Here is a 16207-nt window from a genome sequence, read left to right on the forward strand (position 1 = left end):
CTTGCCCGCGCGTTCGACTCACGTTTGCGTGGCCCGTCACGCGGGATTTGAACGCGTGGGCAGGAGAACCTGCCCACCCTACGGAACCGGAACCGGAACGCGGCGGTCGAACGGCTTTGCAAGCGCCGGCGCCGAGGAGGTTCCATGAAGTTCCCGATCCATATCGCCACGCTCCTGTGCGCGGGCCTGCTGGCAGGCTGCGCGCAGCAGGGCCGCGTGGGCGAAAGCGAATACGTTCCCGAGCAGGGCGGCCCCGGCTACGGCACGCAGGCGCCCGGCGGCAATGTGAACGCCGTGCCGGGCCAGCGTCCGCCCGAAAGCGGCGCCCAGGGTTCCGGCGGCACCGGCGTAACCGGCTCGGCTGCGCCGGGCGCCTACGGCACCGGCGAAAGCGGCAGCGCCGCCTCGATGGGCGGGGCGGCCGGCAGCACGGGCGCGGCCACCGGCTCCACGCAGCAGGCCTGCGCCATGTACGGGCGCATGATGGGCGCGCGCACGCCCGAGGAGCGGCAGTCGTTGATGGAGCAGATGATGCCCAACATGTCGGCCGCGTCGCGCCAGCAGCACCTGGAGATGATGCGCCGGCAATGCGAATAGACGACGATCCGCAGCTGATGGTGGAGCCCGGCGAGTGGCGCTATGCCCCGGTCGCCGTGGCGCTGCACTGGCTGCTCGCGCTGCTGATCGTCAGCACCGCAGCGCTCGGCTGGTACATGACGAGCATCGAGGACGATCCCGGCGCCGAGCGCTGGTTCGACCTGCACAAGTCGGTGGGCATCGTCATCTTCGTGCTGGTGCTGGCGCGCGCGCTGTGGCGCCTCACGCACCGGCCGGCCGCGCTGCCGGCCAGCATGCCGCGCTGGGAGGTGGTGGCGTCACTCGTGGTGCAGCGGCTGCTGTACGCGGGCATGGTGCTGCTGCCGATCACTGGCCTGCTCGGCTCGCTGTACACGAAAAGCGGGGTCGCCTTCTTCGGGCTGCAGTTGCCGCGCTGGGCCGCGCCCGCGCACGACACGGCCGAGGCCTTCTTCGAGGTGCACGAGACGCTGGTGTGGGCGATGGCCGCGCTGGTGGCGCTGCATGTGGCGGCGGGGCTCAAGCACGCGCTGGTCGACCGCGACGGCGTGTTCCAGCGAATGTGGTTCCAGCAAAGAAAACGGCCGGCTGGGAGCCGGCCGCGGGGTGGAACAGTTTAGTCCAGCTTCCAGGCGTAGTCGATCTTGGTCCAGGTCTGGGCCGGTGCGCCGTCCTTGGTGCCCGGCTTGAACTTGCATGCCGAGATGCCCTTGAGCGCTGCCTTGTCGAGGTTCTTGAAGCCGCTCGATTTCTCCAGCTTCGAATCGGCCACGCTGCCGTCCGCGTTCACGAGGAAGGACATCGACGTCGTGCCCTGCTCTTCGTTCATCAGGGAGGCCTTCGGGTACTCGACCTTGCACTTGGACGCGTCGAAGCTGGCCGGCACTTCACCGGCGGCGGCCATGCCGGCGACGCCGGACAGGATCAAGGTGGCGATAACACTCAAATAAGGCTTTTTCGTAGACATACCAGTTCCCAAAAGTTTTTAGTTCACGCTTCTTGTTTCGTGCTGCTCTCGTCGGCGACGGCTTGTGGCCGCCGCGTCAGAACTCTTCCCACTCGTCGCCTGCAGTTGCGGCTGCGGCCTTCTTCGGTTTGGCTGGCGCGCTGTCGCCTTCGGTCGGCTCGACACGCGGTGCGGCGGCGGCCGGCTTCTTCAGCGCCGGGCGGGCGCCGGCGGCGCGCTTGGCTGCCGGGCGCGGCGCCACTTGCGCGGCGGGGGCCGGGGCTGCCAGCGCGGCCAGCGCTTCGGCCTGGTTCTCTTCGCCTTCGGCCAGCTTGAAGATGCTGACCACGCGCGCCAGTTCGCCAGCCTGGTCCTGCAGGCTCTGGGCAGCGGCGGCGGCTTCCTCGACCAGCGAGGCGTTCTGCTGGGTCATGCTGTCCATCTCGATGATCGACACGTTGACCTGCTCGATGCCGGCGCTCTGCTCGGCGCTGGCGGCGGCGATGTCGCTCATGATGTCGGTCACGCGCTTGACGCTCGAGACCACTTCTTCCATCGTCACGCCGGCCTGGCCGACCAGCTTGCTGCCGCGCTCGACCTTCTCGACCGAGTCGCCGATCAGCGTCTTGATTTCCTTGGCGGCGGCGGCCGAGCGTTGCGCCAGGTTGCGCACTTCGGAGGCCACGACCGCAAAACCGCGGCCCTGCTCGCCGGCGCGTGCCGCTTCAACGGCGGCATTCAGCGCGAGAATGTTGGTCTGGAACGCGATACCGTCGATCACACCAATGATGTCGGCAATCTTGCTGGCCGAGCTGTTGATCTCGCCCATCGTGCCCACCACCTGCGACACCACTTCGCCGCCCTTGCGCGCCACGTCCGAGGCGCTGGCTGCGAGCTGGTTGGCTTCGCGGGCGTTTTCGGCGTTCTGGCGCACGGTCGCGGTCAGCTTGTCCATGGCCGATGCGGTCTTCTCCAGCGAGCTGGCCTGCAGCTCGGTGCGCGAGGACAGGTCCAGGTTGCCGGCGGCGATCTCGCGCGAGGCGGTGCCGATGGTCTCGGTGCCTCGGCGCACCTGGGACACGATGCCCACCAGGCTGTTGCGCATCTCGCGCATCTCGACCAGCAGGCTGCCGCGGTCGGAGACGGAGGTGTTGATGCGGATCGACAGGTCGCCATGGGCGATGCTGCCGGCGATGCGGGCGGTGTAGCCCGGTTCGCCGCCCAGCTGCTTGAGCAGGCTGCGGGTGATCACCCAGGCGGCGGCCACGCCCATGGCCACGGCCAGCGCCAGCATCACGATCATGAAATTGCGCGCGTTCGCGAACGCGGCCTGGGCATCGGTCTGGGCCTGCGAGTTCTGCTTGTCCTCGACGGTGGCCAGCTGGTCCAGCGCCTCGAGCCACTTCTTCTGGGCCGGGCGGATTTCCTTGATCATCACGCGGGTGGCGTCCTCGGCCTTGTTGGCCAGGTACAGCTCGGATGCCTTGCTGATGGCCGGCATCGCCACGCTTTCGGCGTCCTTGATCTGGGACAGCAGGGTCTTTTCCTGCTGGGTGGACTCGGCGGCGAACTTGCCTTCCAGCTTGGCCTGGATCTCGTCGTACTTGCGGGTCTGTTCCTTGAACTTGTTCAGTTCAGGCTCCATGTCATCCGCATTGGTCATCAGGGTCAGGGTACGCAGCGAAGTGACGCGCTCGCTCACATTGTTGCGCATGTCGATCACGAGCCGTGTGACCACGTTGTTGACACCTACCACGTGGTCGAGGCGGTCCTGGATCTGCGCCATGCGAAGGATGCCGACCACGGTCACCGCGACCAGCAGCACCAGCACCAGGGCAAACCCCAAACCCAGGCGCATTCCGACCTTCATGTTTGTCAAATTCATTTCGTCCCTATTCCCTCTTTATTGATCGGACCACGAGTGACACTTGTCAATGTGCAATGTCAAATTTCCATGCTTCTGGCGGGAAATGTTCGTGTTTCCGTGAGGATAAATCAAAACCAGCCGGCATAGACAGATTTTGTGAACGACAACATGAATGTTTCGAGTTCACAACAGGGGTTATTCGGCTGGCAAAAAATGAGGGTGAGCCGCGATTATAGGTAAATTTATTTCCTTACGGCAAGCAAAATACGGCTTTTGGCTACGCGCGGCGCGGTGCCTTGTAGTTATTTTCCTACAGCAATACAGGAAAAACTTTATTTTCTGGCGGGCCGGCGTGGCGGCCCGCAGCGTGGGTCAGGCGGCGCGCGCCATGCGGTCGGCCGCTTCCAGCAGCAAGGCCGGGTCGCCGGCCGCCAGCCGCTTGGGATCGGACAGCAGCTGGCGAAACGCGCGCGCGCCAGGCAGGCCGGCCATCAGGCCGAGCATGTGGCGCGTGATGCTGTTCAGCTTCAGGCCATGGGGACCGAATTCGGCCAGCTGGGCGGCGATGTAGGGAAGCATCTCTTCCAGCACCTGGCGGCGGGTTTTGGCGGTAGCGGCGTCGCCGTAGAAGCGCGCGTCCCAGCCGGCCATGATCCACGGGTTGTGGTAGGCCTCGCGCCCGAGCATCACGCCGTCCACGTGCTCCAGGTGCAGCGCGATTTCGTCGTCGGTCTTCACGCCGCCGTTGATGATGATTTCCAGGTCCGGGAACTGGCGCTTCAGGTCATAGGCAACCTCGTACCGCAGCGGCGGGATCTCGCGGTTCTCCTTGGGCGACAGGCCCTTGAGGATGGCGTTGCGCGCATGGACGATGAAGGTACGGCAGCCGGCGTCGGCGATGGTGCCGACGAAATCGCGCACGAACGCCGGGTCCTCGACCTTGTCGATGCCGATCCGGTGCTTGACCGTGACGTCGATCGAGACCGCATCGCGCATCGCCTTGACGCAGTCGGCCACCAGCTGCGGCTCGGCCATCAGGCAGGCGCCGAACGCGCCCTTCTGCACCCGCTCGGACGGGCAGCCGCAGTTCAGGTTGATTTCGTCGTAGCCCCACTCCTGGCCCAGCCTGGCGCTGTGCGCCAGCTCGCCCGGATCGCTGCCACCCAGCTGCAGCGCGACCGGATGCTCCTCCGCGCTGTAGCGCAGGTGGCGCGCGACGTCGCCGTGCACCAGCGCGCCGGTGGTCACCATCTCTGTATACAACCAGGTGTGGCGGGTGATCTTGCGGTGGAAGACGCGGCAGTGGCGGTCGGTCCAGTCCATCATGGGCGCGACGCTCAGTTTTCGTTTGCTGTTTGTCATCTAAAGATTTCGTTTTCCCTCTGGGGCGCGGACTGCGATCCCGCGCTACCCCACCCTCAGTGCCAAGAATTATCGCTTCTCGAGATCGGGAACACGTGGCGGGCACAGGTCCGCAGGAAGGGGAAGATCGAAGCCCGGAGGAAGGCCAAACGCTTCGATGAGGCGCGCGAGCCCGCGCATCTTACCCTAAAAGAGCGCATCGAATGCACTGCGGTGCCGGCCCGCATGCGGACGCGGCGCGCGCGGGCGTGTGGGACGAGCCGTCCGCCAGGGACCGGGCCAGGGCATGCGCGTGACATTCGTGTTCCCGGTCGTGCGCGTGGCAGCGCGCCTCACCGCTCGGGGGTGACGGCCTGGGCGTGTGCATACCAGCGCATGACCGGATGCGCAGTAATGCCATGCAGCAAAATGGACGCGGTCACCGCCACCAGCGTCAACGCCACGAACTGCTGCGCCAGCGCGCCGGACAAGCCGTGGTTCAGCGCAAACATCAGGTAGTACACCGACCCGATGCCCCGAATACCGAACCAGCCCATCACCACGCAACGGTGCGGCGGCAGCGCGCTGCCCGCCATGCCAACGAACACCGATAGCGGCCGCACCGCAAAGATCGACACGGCGGTGAACCACCACAGGGCCGGGAAGATCGTGATGTATCCCAGCATGGCGCCTGTCAGGATGACCAGCACCAGCTCCGCCAGTTTCTCGATTTGCTCATTGAACCCTTGTACCTCCCGTTTCATCGCGGCGCTGACATGGTGATGCACCGGCCCCGTGCTGGGAGGTGGCACCGGGCTGGGCTGGGACATGGACGGGTGTTCTTGTACCCGCCGCAGTGCCAGGCCGGCGGTGAACACGGCCAGGAAGCCGGACGCCAGGCAGAGCTGCGCCAGCCCGTACGCGACCGCGACGGTGCCGAGCGAGAGGAATTCGCTCAGGCCCAGCGCCTCCTGGTGCCGGTTGCGCAAGAAGACGACCAGCGTACCGAGCAGCCCTCCCACCATCGCGCCGACCAGCGTGCCGCCGACCGTTGCCCAGAGCAGGTCGACAAGCCACCAGTGCCATGCCCTGGCGCCGAGATCGTGCCACCCCATCAAACCGAGGCCGAGCAGCACGAAAGGAAACGCGGAGCCGTCATTGAGCGCGCCTTCGCCAGCCAGGTTGAAGCGGGCCGGATTGGGGGCATGGCCGGATTCCGGCTGGACGCCCGACGCCAGCACCGGATCGGTGGGGGCCAAAATCCCGCCCAGCAATACCGCAGCGCCCAGCGGCAAGCGCAAGCCGTACACGCCCATTGCCGCAATCAACCCGACCGTGATTGCCATCGATACGAAGGCCAGCCGCAGGGGAGCGATCCAGCGCCGATCCAGCAGGGGAACCTCCAGCTTCAGGCCGACGGCGAACAACGATATGAGGAGGGCCGCCTCGGCCCCCAGCTCCAGCATGGCGGCGTTGCGCCAAGGATCAGGCATGAGGACGCCGACCCCGGCCGGGCCCAGTACGAAGCCAAGCGCCAGGTAGATCATCGCACCGCTGAGTGGCAGCCGGGCCAGCAGCGTTCCGATCAGCATCATCGCAATCAGCGTGAGGCCGCCAAACAGCATCCAGTACGTCATCGGCATGACGGGGCCTTTCTCCACTTATACCCGCCAACGCTCAACATTGAACGCCGGGCCGGCGGCCGCGCGCGGGCGACGCCAAACCATCATAGCCCGTTCGAGCGCATTGCCCCGCTCCTGCTGGCACGGGTCCTGGGGCCTCGGCCATGCGAACGGACTGCGGCGAAAGCCGGTGCGCAACCAGCTGCAGCAGCACGCGGAAGCGATCCGCCAGACGGTGCCGCGCGAGCGCTTTGTGATGGGAATGCAGCGCTATTCCCGCGCCGAGCTGGAACGCGTCGTGGCCGCCGGCGAGCAACTGGAACTCGCCGGCACGACCCGGGAAGTCGTCGCGGCATGGCATGCAAACCCGGGACGGGTCTGCGTGGCCGGGCTGTCGGCAGGCGGCGCGATGGCCGCGATCCTGGGGCAGGCCTATCCCGAGCGGGGCATGCCTGGACGGCGCGTGGCGTACAGGAGCGCATCGGCCAGCACGTCGTAGCGGTAGGGTCCGTAGACGAAGCGGCCGGCTTCGTAGACGATACCGTGTTCGGCCATCTGCCCGCGCTCCTGCTGAGTGGGGTCGGGAAACTGCCGCCAGCGCAGCGGCGCAGCCGGTTCGATGTGCACACCCGGCTTGGCGAACTCGAGCCGGGCATAGTTGAGCGCATCTTCCACCCGGTCGTAACTGTACTGCCTATAGTGATAGGCGCGTCCGTCAAACGGAATACCCGCCCACGGTTCGCTGGTGGCCGAGGTGTCGTCCGGTGGCAGGCTTGGCATGCAATTCCCCCCAAAAAGTCGCCGGCCCGGCAGCGCGGTGCGGGCGGCCAACGGAACCTGCAGATGATCCTGCGCTTGATCCGGCCCCAATGCAAGCGGCCTGCGCGGCAGGAACGGCGCGGGCCAGTCGCGGATTGGGCCAGCGGCACGTTCCTTGAAATCGCGGCGGCGCGCCCGGCCACCTGCCTCACCTTGCGGCGCATCAAACGAAAACTCGAAAAAATTTCCGCATGGCATTTAATGCCTAGGAGAAATTGGTCGTCTAGTACTCATGAGTGCGCGACAAACGCGACCTTCAACAGTAACAGACCACCAACTAGGAGCCTAACATGCTGAGCCTTCACACCAACGCAGCAGCCCTTTCGGCACAGAACTCGATCACCCGCACCCAGACCTCGCTGTCGACCTCGATGACCCGTCTGTCGACCGGCTACCGCATCAACTCGGCAATGGACGACGCCGCCGGCCTGCAGATCGCCACCCGCCTGAAGAGCCAGACCAGCGGTATGGCTGTGGCAATGCGCAACACCCAGAACTCGATCTCGATGCTGCAGACCGCTGAAGGCGCGCTGGACGAAGTCACCAACATCCTGACCCGCATGAAAGACCTGGCCACCCAGGCTGCTGACGGCTCCTCGTCGGGCGACGACCAGATGTCGATGCAGGCCGAGTTTGACTCGCTGAACGACGAGCTGGCCAACATCATGGGCAACACCAAGTTCGGCGGCACCGCGCTGCTGGCCAAGACCGCCGGCAAACTGGAAGCGGCAAGCGGCATCCAGTTCCAGATCGGCGCCGACGGCGCAGAGACCATGACTGGCGCCTTCAAGACCGAACTGGACAAAGTGCACGCCGACATCAAGCTGGCTTCGACCAAATACGACGGCGACGGCGCAGTGGGCGGCGGCGGCGGCAAGGAAATCAGCGACACCGCGACCACCCCGGACACCGGCGCGACCAACGCGAACGGCACCATCACCAAGCTGGCCACCGCCATCGACTCCGTGAGCTCGCTGCGCTCGAAGATCGGTGCCGTGTCCAACCGCCTGGACCACGTGTACAACAACCTGGCCAACGTCAGCACCAACACCAAGAACGCAACCGGCCGTATCATGGACGTGGACTTCGCGACCGAGTCGTCGAACATGACCTCGAACCAGATGCTGCTGCAAGCCGGCACCGCCATGCTCAAGCAGACCAACAGCATGTCGTCGATGGTGATGTCCCTGCTCCAGTAATCGGCACTTCCCTGGTGTAGCACCAGCAAAGGCCAACCGGAGCACGGTTGGCCTTTTTTCTTTCAACCTGTAGGGGCCCGCACATGGCCAGCATCAGCTTTCCGCCACTGGTACCACCGGCCACCGAGCCGCTGCGCGTGGACGCGGTCACACCCGCACTGCCGGCGGCCCTGGTGGCCGATGCCGAAACGCTGCCGTTCTCCCTGGCGCAGGCCGGAGCGGCGCTGCCGCTGCCCGCAGCCGGCGCCACAGCGCAGGACCCGGCGGCACTGCGCCCGGACCAGGTCATCATGGCGCGCCAGCTGACCTACCCTGCCCCCGACGGCGCAGCCCTCGCGGCCGGATGGCGTGCCACGGTGCGCAGCTACGCGGCGCAGCTGGCCAGCCGCGAGCAGCAGGCGCGCGCCGGCCTGGTGCCGGCCGGCCTGCTGGCCGCCAGCCAGGACGCCCGCGTGCAGCGCGGCGTCGACACGCTCGGCACCATCCACCCGGACGCATGGCGCTTCACCGTGCACGCGCGCGGCCCGCAGGAGCAGTATTTGTCGATGGTGACGGGCGACCCCGACCACCAGTCGGGGCGGCGCCGGCGCGCACGCGCGGCGCTGCGGCTGGAACTGGAGCTGGCGGACGGCACGCGCGTGACCGTGCAGGCCGACCCGGTGCCGGGCGGCGTGGCGCTGGAGCTGTGCGCACCCAACCCCGCCGTACTGGAACGGCTGCAGGCGCTGCAGCCGGCGCTCGAGCTGGCGGTCGGGCGCGCGGGCCTGCGCGTCACGCGCTGGCGCTGGCGCGACAGCCTGCCGGCCAGCCAGGTGCACGCGCGCGCACCGGCGCCCGAGTCGGCCAGCGCCCTGCCGCTGCCGGTGTTCCGGGCGATCGCCGAACTGGCCCTGCTGCTGCCGGGCGCGTCCCCGGTCCTCACCTAGCGCCGCCGGCTCAGCCCACGGTGCCGATGATCGCCACTTCGCGGTTTTCGGGAATCTCGTTATACGACAGCACGTGCAGGCCGGGCGCGAACAGCCGCGCGTAGCGCGCCAGCAGCGGCCGCACCTGCGGCAGCACCAGCAGCAAGGGCGTGCTGTTCTGCTGCTTCATCTGCTCGCGCGCAGCCGGCATGTTCACCTGCAGTTGCGACAGGAGCTGCGGGTCGATCGGGTAGTTATCCAGCGCCACCTTGCCGCCCTGGCGCGCCTGGTTCAGTGACCCGAGCAGCATGTTCTCCAGCTCGGCCGACAGGTTAAACGCGGGCATGTCCTTCTTCTTGCCGAACAGCGCGGACACGATCTGGCGCCGCAGCGCGCAGCGCACCTCGGCCGCGAGCAGGATCGGGTCCTTGGTCGTCTCCGAGCTGTCCAGCAGCGTGGTGGCGATCACCACGATGTCCTTGAGCGACACGTTCTCGGCCAGCAGCACGCGCAGCACCCGCAGCAGCTGGGTGTGGGTCAGCGCCTTGTCCAGCGCGGCGGCCAGCTTGGGCGAGAGCGCGGTCAGGCGCTCCATCAGCGCCGGCACGTCCTCGTGGCGGAACAGGTCCGGCAGGTAGTCGCGGATCACCTTGGCGCAGTGGGTGGCGATTGCGCTGGGCACCTCGATCACCTGGTAGCCCAGGCCGAGCGCATGCGCCTTCTCGTCCGGCTTGATCCAGGTGACCGCCATGCCGTACGCCGGCTCGATGCCGGGAATCCCGTCCAGCTGGCCGTACACGTTGGGCGACGGGATCGCCATCAGGTGCTCGGGCAGCACCTCGCCCTCGGCCACCACGGTGCCGGAAATGCTGATCGCGTACTGCGACGGGCGCAGCGCCAGGTCGTCGCGCACGCCGATCGCCGGCAGCAAAATACCCATTTGCTCCGACAGGCTCTGGCGCACGCCCTTGACGCGCTTGACCAGCGGCTCGCCATGCGCGCGGTCCACCAGCCCCACCAGCTTGTAGCCGACGGTGACGGCGATCGGCTGCACCACCGGCAGCTGCTCCCAGTCCAGTTCCGGCACGCGCTCGTCAAGCAGCGCCGCCTCGATCGCGGCCACCCCAGCCGGGTCGGGCGCGGCCACGCGCGTGTTCATGCGCCAGCCGACAAAGCCCAGCGCCGCCGCGAACACCATGAACGGCAGCCACGGCATGCCCGGCACCAGCGCCAGCACCACCATCACCGCGCAGGCCGAGTACAGCACCGTCGGCTGCGCCAGCAGCTGGCCGCCGACCTGCTGCTCGAAATCGCCCGACTCGCCGATGCGGGTGACCAGGATCGCCGCCGCGGCCGACAACAGCAGCGCCGGGATCTGCGCGACCAGGCCGTCGCCGATGGTCAGCAGCGCGTACTGGCGGAAGGCGTCGCCGAACGACAGCCCGTGCATCAGCGCGCCGATGGCCACGCCGCCGATCATGTTAATCAACAGGATCAGGATGCTCGCGATCGCGTCGCCGCGCACGAACTTGGAGGCGCCGTCCATGGCGCCGTAGAAGTCCGCCTCGGCCGCCACTTCGCGCCGGCGCAGCTGCGCTTTTTCCTGGTTGATCAGGCCCGCGTTCAGGTCGGCGTCGATCGCCATCTGCTTGCCGGGCAGCGCGTCCAGCGTGAAGCGCGCCGACACTTCCGAGATCCGCTCCGCGCCCTTGGTCACGACCACGAAGTTGATGATCATGAGGATCACGAACACCACCAGGCCGACCACGTAGTTACCGCCGATGACGACGTTACCGAAGGCCTCGATCACGTGGCCGGCGGCGCCGGTGCCTTCGTGCCCGTGCAGCAGCACCACGCGGGTGGAGGCCACGTTCAGGGTCAGGCGCATCAGCGTGGTGCCCAGGATCACGGTGGGGAACACCGAGAAGTCGAGCGGGCGGCGCGCCGACACCGACACCAGGATCACGATCAGCGCCAGCACGATGTTGAAGGTGAACAGCACGTCCAGCAGCACCGGCGGCAGCGGCAGCATGATCATTGCCAGGATCAGCAGCAGGAAAGCCGGGGTGGCGAACTTCTGGCGGCGCAGCTCAGCCAGCATGGTCTGGAACAGGTTCATCGAACGGGGTCCTCGGAAAGATGCGGCGGCACGGCCACCTCGTTGGGGAAGCGCGGCGGCGCCTGGCGCCGGCCGGAGCGAAATGCGTTCAGCTGCAGCACGTAGTTGAGCACCTGCGACACGGCCTGGTAGAGCTGTGCCGGGATCTGCTGCTGCACCTGGCTGGTGTTGTAGATGGCGCGCGCCAGCGGCGGCAGGGTCAGGACTTCGACCTTGTGCTCGCTGGCGACGCGCCGGATGTAGAGCGCCATCTCGTCCAGGCCCTTGGCGACCACGAACGGCGCCTCGGCGCGCTTGACGTCATACTTGAGCGCGACCGCGTAGTGTTCCGGGTTGACGATCACCACGTCGGCGGTGGGCACGGTCTTCCTCACGCTGCGCCGCGCCAGCTGGTGCTGGAGCTGGCGGATGCGCTGGCGGATCTCGGGGCGGCCCTCGTTGCTCTTGTGCTCTTCCTTGACCTCCTGCTTGCTCATGCGCTGGTTGCGCGCGAACAGGAAGGCCTGCAGCGGCACGTCCACCACCGCGAACAGCACGAACACCATCACCAGCGACATCAAGCCGTCGAACAGCATGGCCCCGCCGCGCACGATGGCCTGGTCGAGGGTGCGGTGCTGCAGGTCGACCCAGGCGGCGGTGCCGGAGGTGGTCACGTGCCACAGCACGGCCGCCAGCACCACCGCCTTGCCGAGCGAGGTGGCCACCGCGATCCAGTGCTTGGCGCCGAACAGCTGGCCCAGGTTGGTGATGGGCGACAGGCGGTCGAAGCGCGGCTCCCAGTGCGAGGTGGAGACCACCCAGCCGCCCGGCACCAGCGCGGCAAGCATGATCGCAAGCGGCACCACCAGGAGCGGCAGCACCATCTGCACCAGCAAGGACGCCGCGCTGGAAAAAATCAGCGACAGCGCGTTTTCCAGCGCGCCCGGCTCGCCCGTTGGCGCGAACACCAGCTGGAACAGGTGGCGAAACGACTCCACGTACGAAGGCAGCAGCAGCGAAAACATCTTCAGGCCGGCCAGGATGCCGATGGCGGTGCCCAGGTCGCGCGAGCGCACCACCTGCCCTTCCTGGCGTGCCTTGCGCAGCTTCTGCTGCGAGGCCTTTTCGGTCTTGTCGCCGCCGGTCTGGTTGTCAGCCATGGGCCGCTCCCATCTGCTGCTGCAGCATTTCCAGGACCCGGTTGGTGAGCGCGATGTAATGCTCGGGAACGAAGCGCACCACCTGCGCCAGCATCAGCACCCCGAACAGCACCACCAGCGAAAAACCGAGCGAAAACAGGTTCAGCGTGGGCGCGACCCGGTTCAGGAAACCAAAGCCCACCTGCACCACCATGGTCGAGAACACGATCGGCAGCGCCAGCAGCATCGCCGCCGAGAACACCCAGCCCAGGTTGAGCGCGACCGTGTGCAGCAACAGCGGCGGGTACGGCGCGCCCACCGGCCAGGCCTTGAAACTCTGGCCCAGCACGCCGGCCAGCACCAGGTGGCCGTCGATCGCGAAGAACACCAGGATCGCCACCAGCGACAGCAGCGTGGAGACCACGTCCGAAGGCGAACCGTTGATCGGGTCGTTCATCTGCGCCATCGAGAACCCGACCTGGCTGGACACCACGAAGCCGAGCAGGTTGATGACCGCCATTGCGAACTGCAGCGCCAGCCCGATGGTGCCGCCGATGATGGCCTGCTCCATCATCGCCACCACCCCGTGCAGCGAGAACGGGTCGGGCTGCACGCCGGCGCGGGTGAGCGGCAGCATCAGGAAGGCCAGCACCAGCGACAGCAGCGCGCGCACCGGTAACGGCACCATGCCTTCGCCGATCACGGGTGCGGTGGACAGCAGCGCCATGATGCGGCAGAACGGCCACCACAGGGCGCCGATCAGGGGCAGCAGGAAGCCGACGACTTCCACCGCTACCCCGCCAGCGTGGCCGCGCGCTGGAACACCGAGACGCAGTAATCCATCAGGTAGCCGGTCATCCAGTGAGCGGCAAGGATCAGCGCGAACAGCGTTACCAACAGGCGCGGCAGGAAGCTCAATGTCTGTTCGTTGATCTGCGTGGCGGCCTGGAACAGCGAGACCAGCAGGCCCACCACCAGGCCCGGCACCACCAGCACGGCCACCAGCAGCATCACGATATGCAGTGCCTCGACCACGATGTCGACGGCGATTTCAGGCGTCATCCACCAGTCCTTTCGTCAGTAGCCGTGGATCGAGCCGACCAGCGTGTTCACCGTCAGCGTCCAGCCGTCCACCAGCACGAACAGCAGCAGCTTGAACGGCAGCGAGATGACCAGCGGCGAGAGCATCATCATGCCCATCGCCATCAGCACCGACGACACCACCAGGTCGATGATGAGGAACGGGATGAACAGCATGCAGCCGATCTGGAACGCGCTTTTCAGCTCCGACAGCACGAACGCGGCCAGCTTGACCGTGAACGCGCGCTGCTGCGGCGCCAGGTCGGCCGGCTCGCCCGCCAGGTGCGCCACCTGGGTCAGCGCGGCCTTGCTGGTCTGCGCCAGCATGAAGCGCGACAGCGGCACTTCGGCCGTCTTCAAGGCCTGCTCCAGGCCGATCTTGTCCTTGTCGTAGGGGATGAAGGCTTCGGTCCAGACCTGTTCGCCCACCGGACGCATCACCAGGATGGTCAGGATCAGCGCGATGCCGGTGATGACGCGGTTGGGCAGGCCCTGCTGCAGCCCGAGCGCCTGGCGCAGCAGCGACAGCACGATCACGAAGCGGGTAAAGCTGGTCATCATCATCACGATCACGGGCAAGAGCCCGAGGATCGTCATCAGGACCAGGATTTGCGACTTGACGCTCATGCCGCTGTTGGCGCCCGGGATCACGCCGGCCAGCACGTCGGTAGCCAGCGCCGGGGCAGCGCAGGCAAACAGCGCCGCGCCCAGCAAGGCCGGCGCGGCAAAGCGGCGCCGGCCGGCGGTGCTCAAGCTCATGGGGCGATCGCGTCCAGGTCCAGGCCGTCCAGGTCGATCACCTTCAGCCCGTACTGCTCGCCCGCCACCACCACCTCGGCGCGGCCGATCGGGGCGCCGTTCACGCGGATGACCAGCGGCTCGCCGGCCAGCGTGTCCAGCGGGACCACCGACGACGGGCCGATCGACATCAGCTCCTGCAGCGAGATGCGGGCCGAACCCACTTCGAGCGTGAGGGTGACCGGGATGCGGCGCATCATCTGCGGCAGCGAGCGCGGTGCGCGCTGGGCTGTCGCCGGCGCCACCGGGTCGATGTGATCGTCGATGATCACGTCTTCTTGGTCGTTCGGGTTCATGTCCATTTAATCGGTGTCTTCAAAAGAGGTTAAACACAGCTTGCCCTTGTGCTCGGCCACGGCGGCCGTGAACAGGCGGTTCTCGTCGAGCAGCACGTCGGCGCGCCCGAGGCTGAACGGGATCACGTCGCCCGGCTTCAGGTCGAACAGGGCGGCCAGCGTCATCTCCTTGCTGGCCAAACGCGCCTCGAGCCTGACCGCCAGCCGCGTGGCCAGCGGCTCGGCCGACGGCCCGCCTTGTGCACGGCGCGGCGGCAGCAGGCCGCGCAGGATCGCGGCCACCAGGGGCTGGTCGAGCGCGAACCAGACGGTGCCGCGCTCGCCGCCGTGGGCGCGCAGCACCAGCCGGATCGCCCAGCCGCCCGCGGGCGGCGCGCTGGCCGCCACCGGCACCAGCTCGCGCATCGGCGCGGTCTCGCCCAGCGCCGCCAGCACCCGCCCGGCCAGCACCTCGGCCAGCTGGCGGGTGAGCATCAGCGCCAGCCGCTCCTCGGTGGCGGTGACGCGTTCGCCCAGGTCGCGCCCGGCGGGCGGCGTGGCCGTGCGGCCATAGCGCCAGTCCAGCAGTGCCAGCAACAACGGCCGCTCGAAGGCGACGCTGGCGCGGCCGAAGCCGTATTCGACCTCGAGCCAACGCAGCGGATCCTGGCTTGGCGCGCGCGTGAATTCGAGCTCGTCCACGTCGAACGCGTCCCAGTAGCGGCGCCGCGCGGGCAGGCGCATGGCCGCGCCAAGTGCCTCGCGCAGCCGGGCCGCGAATTGCGGCAGCAGGTGCACGGGCCGGCCCAACAGCGTCGGGTCGAGCACCGGGCAGCGGTCAGCAGAAATTGAACTTGGCATGGTCAGCGTTGTGTTTTCCAGACAGAAGCGGCCTGCGGGACGTCTGCACAAAAGTCAAAGAAATTCCCTTAGGCAATGATTATAACGGCCAAAATCTCACTGAAACTTTGATATTTCGCTTGGAAAAGCGCGTTGCCGTACGGTAAGATCGTAAACGATCCGTTGCCGTAGGGCAATGGCAAAGCATCACAGGGGAGAAGGCGCGCTATGAAAAATAGAGCGATCACCGGATTCCTACCACGACCGCGAGTCACAATGTTGATGTAAGTCAACGTTGGCAGTAAAACACCGGACGGCGTGTTTACATTTAACAACAGTGAGAAATTGTAACGGACGAAACGATGGCAACTGAACTTGCTGGCGCGATCCAGGCGGACCTGGCAGCGCTCACCAACGAAGCGAGCCGGCTGGCGGTGACGCCGGCAATCGATGCGGCCCACCACGCCCATCCGGGCGTCTCTTTCACCCAGAGCATGAAGGACGCGCTGGCCAGCGTGGACCAGGACGAACGCACCGCCGCCGAGCGCATGAACGCGGTCGACAGCGGCAAGAGCGACGACCTGGTCGGCGCGATGCTGGCCTCGCAGCAGGCCAACCTGTCGTTCTCGATGCTGCTCCAGGTGCGCAACAAGGTGATGGGCGCGGTCGACGACCTGCTCAAGCTGCCGGTCTGACCTTCGC

Annotated in this window: 18 protein-coding genes; 6 read left to right on the top strand and 12 right to left on the bottom strand. The window is 66.9% G+C overall.

All coding sequences use genetic code 11. From position 1 onward, the window contains the following. Positions 1-144: 144 nt before the first annotated feature. Positions 145-597 (top strand): hypothetical protein, encoded by a 453-nt coding sequence (locus NX774_RS13190; RefSeq protein WP_258822631.1) that lies wholly within the window; start codon positions 145-147, stop codon positions 595-597. Further along, positions 588-1196: a cytochrome b gene (locus NX774_RS13195; protein WP_258822632.1), complete on the top strand. Its 609-nt coding sequence runs from the start codon at positions 588-590 to the stop codon at positions 1194-1196. The genes NX774_RS13190 and NX774_RS13195 overlap by 10 nt, the downstream gene beginning before the upstream one ends. On the opposite strand, the gene NX774_RS13200 is transcribed toward NX774_RS13195, so the two are convergent. From NX774_RS13200 to NX774_RS13215, 4 genes are all read right to left on the bottom strand, one after another. Then, the gene (locus tag NX774_RS13200) at positions 1193-1480 is read right to left on the bottom strand and encodes an energy transducer TonB (protein WP_370660432.1); all 288 of its coding nucleotides are present in this window, start codon (positions 1478-1480) and stop codon (positions 1193-1195) included. The two genes, NX774_RS13195 and NX774_RS13200, sit on opposite strands and share 4 nt — an antisense overlap. Before the next feature lie 139 nt (positions 1481-1619). Continuing rightward, positions 1620-3392 (bottom strand): methyl-accepting chemotaxis protein, encoded by a 1773-nt coding sequence (locus tag NX774_RS13205; RefSeq protein ID WP_258822767.1) that lies wholly within the window; start codon positions 3390-3392, stop codon positions 1620-1622. Between the two features lie 369 nt (positions 3393-3761). Continuing rightward, positions 3762-4751 carry a tRNA dihydrouridine(20/20a) synthase DusA gene (dusA, locus tag NX774_RS13210; protein ID WP_258822634.1) on the bottom strand — a complete coding sequence of 330 codons (990 nt, stop codon included), beginning with the start codon at positions 4749-4751 and terminating at the stop codon, positions 3762-3764. Positions 4752-5083: 332 nt separating this feature from the next. Continuing rightward, positions 5084-6373, bottom strand: coding sequence for a cation:proton antiporter (locus tag NX774_RS13215; protein ID WP_258822635.1), 1290 nt, complete (start codon positions 6371-6373; stop codon positions 5084-5086). 169 nt (positions 6374-6542) lie between these two features. Here NX774_RS13215 and NX774_RS23480 point away from each other — a divergent pair, with 169 nt between their 5' ends. Next, the gene (locus tag NX774_RS23480) at positions 6543-6851 is read left to right on the top strand and encodes a ribbon-helix-helix domain-containing protein (protein WP_370660425.1); all 309 of its coding nucleotides are present in this window, start codon (positions 6543-6545) and stop codon (positions 6849-6851) included. Here NX774_RS23480 and NX774_RS13225 read toward each other — a convergent pair. Then, positions 6785-7369: a hypothetical protein gene (locus NX774_RS13225; protein ID WP_258822636.1), complete on the bottom strand. Its 585-nt coding sequence runs from the start codon at positions 7367-7369 to the stop codon at positions 6785-6787. The two genes, NX774_RS23480 and NX774_RS13225, sit on opposite strands and share 67 nt — an antisense overlap. 92 nt (positions 7370-7461) lie before the next feature. On the opposite strand from NX774_RS13225, the gene NX774_RS13230 reads away from it, so the two are divergent. Together NX774_RS13230 and NX774_RS13235 are read left to right on the top strand one after the other, a co-directional pair. Beyond that, positions 7462-8370, top strand: coding sequence for a flagellin N-terminal helical domain-containing protein (locus tag NX774_RS13230; RefSeq protein ID WP_258822637.1), 909 nt, complete (start codon positions 7462-7464; stop codon positions 8368-8370). An 83-nt stretch (positions 8371-8453) separates the two neighbouring features. Further along, the gene (locus tag NX774_RS13235; protein WP_258822638.1) at positions 8454-9296 is read left to right on the top strand and encodes a hypothetical protein; all 843 of its coding nucleotides are present in this window, start codon (positions 8454-8456) and stop codon (positions 9294-9296) included. Between the two features lie 10 nt (positions 9297-9306). Here NX774_RS13235 and NX774_RS13240 read toward each other — a convergent pair whose 3' ends face one another. The 7 genes from NX774_RS13240 to NX774_RS13270 are packed head-to-tail and all read right to left on the bottom strand — an operon-like array spanning position 9307 to position 15526. After that, a complete protein-coding gene (locus NX774_RS13240; RefSeq protein ID WP_307731207.1) occupies positions 9307-11394 on the bottom strand; it encodes a flagellar biosynthesis protein FlhA in 2088 nt (695 codons plus the stop codon). Beyond that, positions 11391-12533, bottom strand: coding sequence for an EscU/YscU/HrcU family type III secretion system export apparatus switch protein (locus NX774_RS13245; RefSeq protein ID WP_258822639.1), 1143 nt, complete (start codon positions 12531-12533; stop codon positions 11391-11393). The genes NX774_RS13240 and NX774_RS13245 overlap by 4 nt, the downstream gene beginning before the upstream one ends. Then, positions 12526-13302: a flagellar biosynthetic protein FliR gene (gene fliR, locus NX774_RS13250; RefSeq protein WP_258822640.1), complete on the bottom strand. Its 777-nt coding sequence runs from the start codon at positions 13300-13302 to the stop codon at positions 12526-12528. The genes NX774_RS13245 and fliR overlap by 8 nt, the downstream gene beginning before the upstream one ends. Before the next feature lie 2 nt (positions 13303-13304). Continuing rightward, complete coding sequence (fliQ, locus tag NX774_RS13255; protein ID WP_258822641.1) at positions 13305-13574, bottom strand: flagellar biosynthesis protein FliQ; 270 nt, start codon at positions 13572-13574, stop codon at positions 13305-13307. 15 nt (positions 13575-13589) lie between these two features. Next, positions 13590-14351: a flagellar type III secretion system pore protein FliP gene (gene fliP, locus NX774_RS13260; RefSeq protein ID WP_258822642.1), complete on the bottom strand. Its 762-nt coding sequence runs from the start codon at positions 14349-14351 to the stop codon at positions 13590-13592. After that, positions 14348-14692 (bottom strand): FliM/FliN family flagellar motor switch protein, encoded by a 345-nt coding sequence (locus NX774_RS13265; protein ID WP_258822643.1) that lies wholly within the window; start codon positions 14690-14692, stop codon positions 14348-14350. Before NX774_RS13265 ends, fliP begins: the two co-directional genes overlap by 4 nt. Next, positions 14693-15526: a FliM/FliN family flagellar motor switch protein gene (locus tag NX774_RS13270; protein ID WP_258822644.1), complete on the bottom strand. Its 834-nt coding sequence runs from the start codon at positions 15524-15526 to the stop codon at positions 14693-14695. It abuts the gene before it with no gap. 341 nt (positions 15527-15867) lie between these two features. Here NX774_RS13270 and fliE point away from each other — a divergent pair, with 341 nt between their 5' ends. Continuing rightward, positions 15868-16200, top strand: a complete 333-nt coding sequence (fliE, locus tag NX774_RS13275; protein ID WP_258822645.1) for a flagellar hook-basal body complex protein FliE — start codon at positions 15868-15870, stop codon at positions 16198-16200. The last annotated feature ends 7 nt before the right edge of the window (positions 16201-16207 follow it).

This window comes from Massilia agilis (assembly GCF_024756255.1).
GTDB classification, from domain to species: domain Bacteria; phylum Pseudomonadota; class Gammaproteobacteria; order Burkholderiales; family Burkholderiaceae_D; genus Telluria; species Telluria agilis.

Bases quoted from the DNA above. Each gene is read 5' to 3' on its own strand.
- NX774_RS13215 (WP_258822635.1), bottom strand. From the start codon at position 6,373: ATGCCGATGACGTACTGGATGCTGTTTGGCGGCCTCACGCTGATTGCG.
- NX774_RS13230 (WP_258822637.1), top strand. From the start codon at position 7,462: ATGCTGAGCCTTCACACCAACGCAGCAGCCCTTTCGGCACAGAACTCG.
- NX774_RS13245 (WP_258822639.1), bottom strand. From the start codon at position 12,533: ATGGCTGACAACCAGACCGGCGGCGACAAGACCGAAAAGGCCTCGCAG.
- NX774_RS13265 (WP_258822643.1), bottom strand. From the start codon at position 14,692: ATGGACATGAACCCGAACGACCAAGAAGACGTGATCATCGACGATCAC.
- fliE (WP_258822645.1), top strand. From the start codon at position 15,868: ATGGCAACTGAACTTGCTGGCGCGATCCAGGCGGACCTGGCAGCGCTC.
- fliQ (WP_258822641.1), bottom strand. From the start codon at position 13,574: ATGACGCCTGAAATCGCCGTCGACATCGTGGTCGAGGCACTGCATATC.
- NX774_RS13205 (WP_258822767.1), bottom strand. From the start codon at position 3,392: ATGAAGGTCGGAATGCGCCTGGGTTTGGGGTTTGCCCTGGTGCTGGTG.
- NX774_RS13270 (WP_258822644.1), bottom strand. From the start codon at position 15,526: ATGCCAAGTTCAATTTCTGCTGACCGCTGCCCGGTGCTCGACCCGACG.
- NX774_RS13240 (WP_307731207.1), bottom strand. From the start codon at position 11,394: ATGAACCTGTTCCAGACCATGCTGGCTGAGCTGCGCCGCCAGAAGTTC.
- dusA (WP_258822634.1), bottom strand. From the start codon at position 4,751: ATGACAAACAGCAAACGAAAACTGAGCGTCGCGCCCATGATGGACTGG.
- fliP (WP_258822642.1), bottom strand. From the start codon at position 14,351: ATGAGCTTGAGCACCGCCGGCCGGCGCCGCTTTGCCGCGCCGGCCTTG.
- NX774_RS13195 (WP_258822632.1), top strand. From the start codon at position 588: ATGCGAATAGACGACGATCCGCAGCTGATGGTGGAGCCCGGCGAGTGG.
- NX774_RS13200 (WP_370660432.1), bottom strand. From the start codon at position 1,480: ATGGCCGCCGCCGGTGAAGTGCCGGCCAGCTTCGACGCGTCCAAGTGC.
- NX774_RS13225 (WP_258822636.1), bottom strand. From the start codon at position 7,369: ATGCCATGCGGAAATTTTTTCGAGTTTTCGTTTGATGCGCCGCAAGGT.
- NX774_RS13190 (WP_258822631.1), top strand. From the start codon at position 145: ATGAAGTTCCCGATCCATATCGCCACGCTCCTGTGCGCGGGCCTGCTG.
- NX774_RS13235 (WP_258822638.1), top strand. From the start codon at position 8,454: ATGGCCAGCATCAGCTTTCCGCCACTGGTACCACCGGCCACCGAGCCG.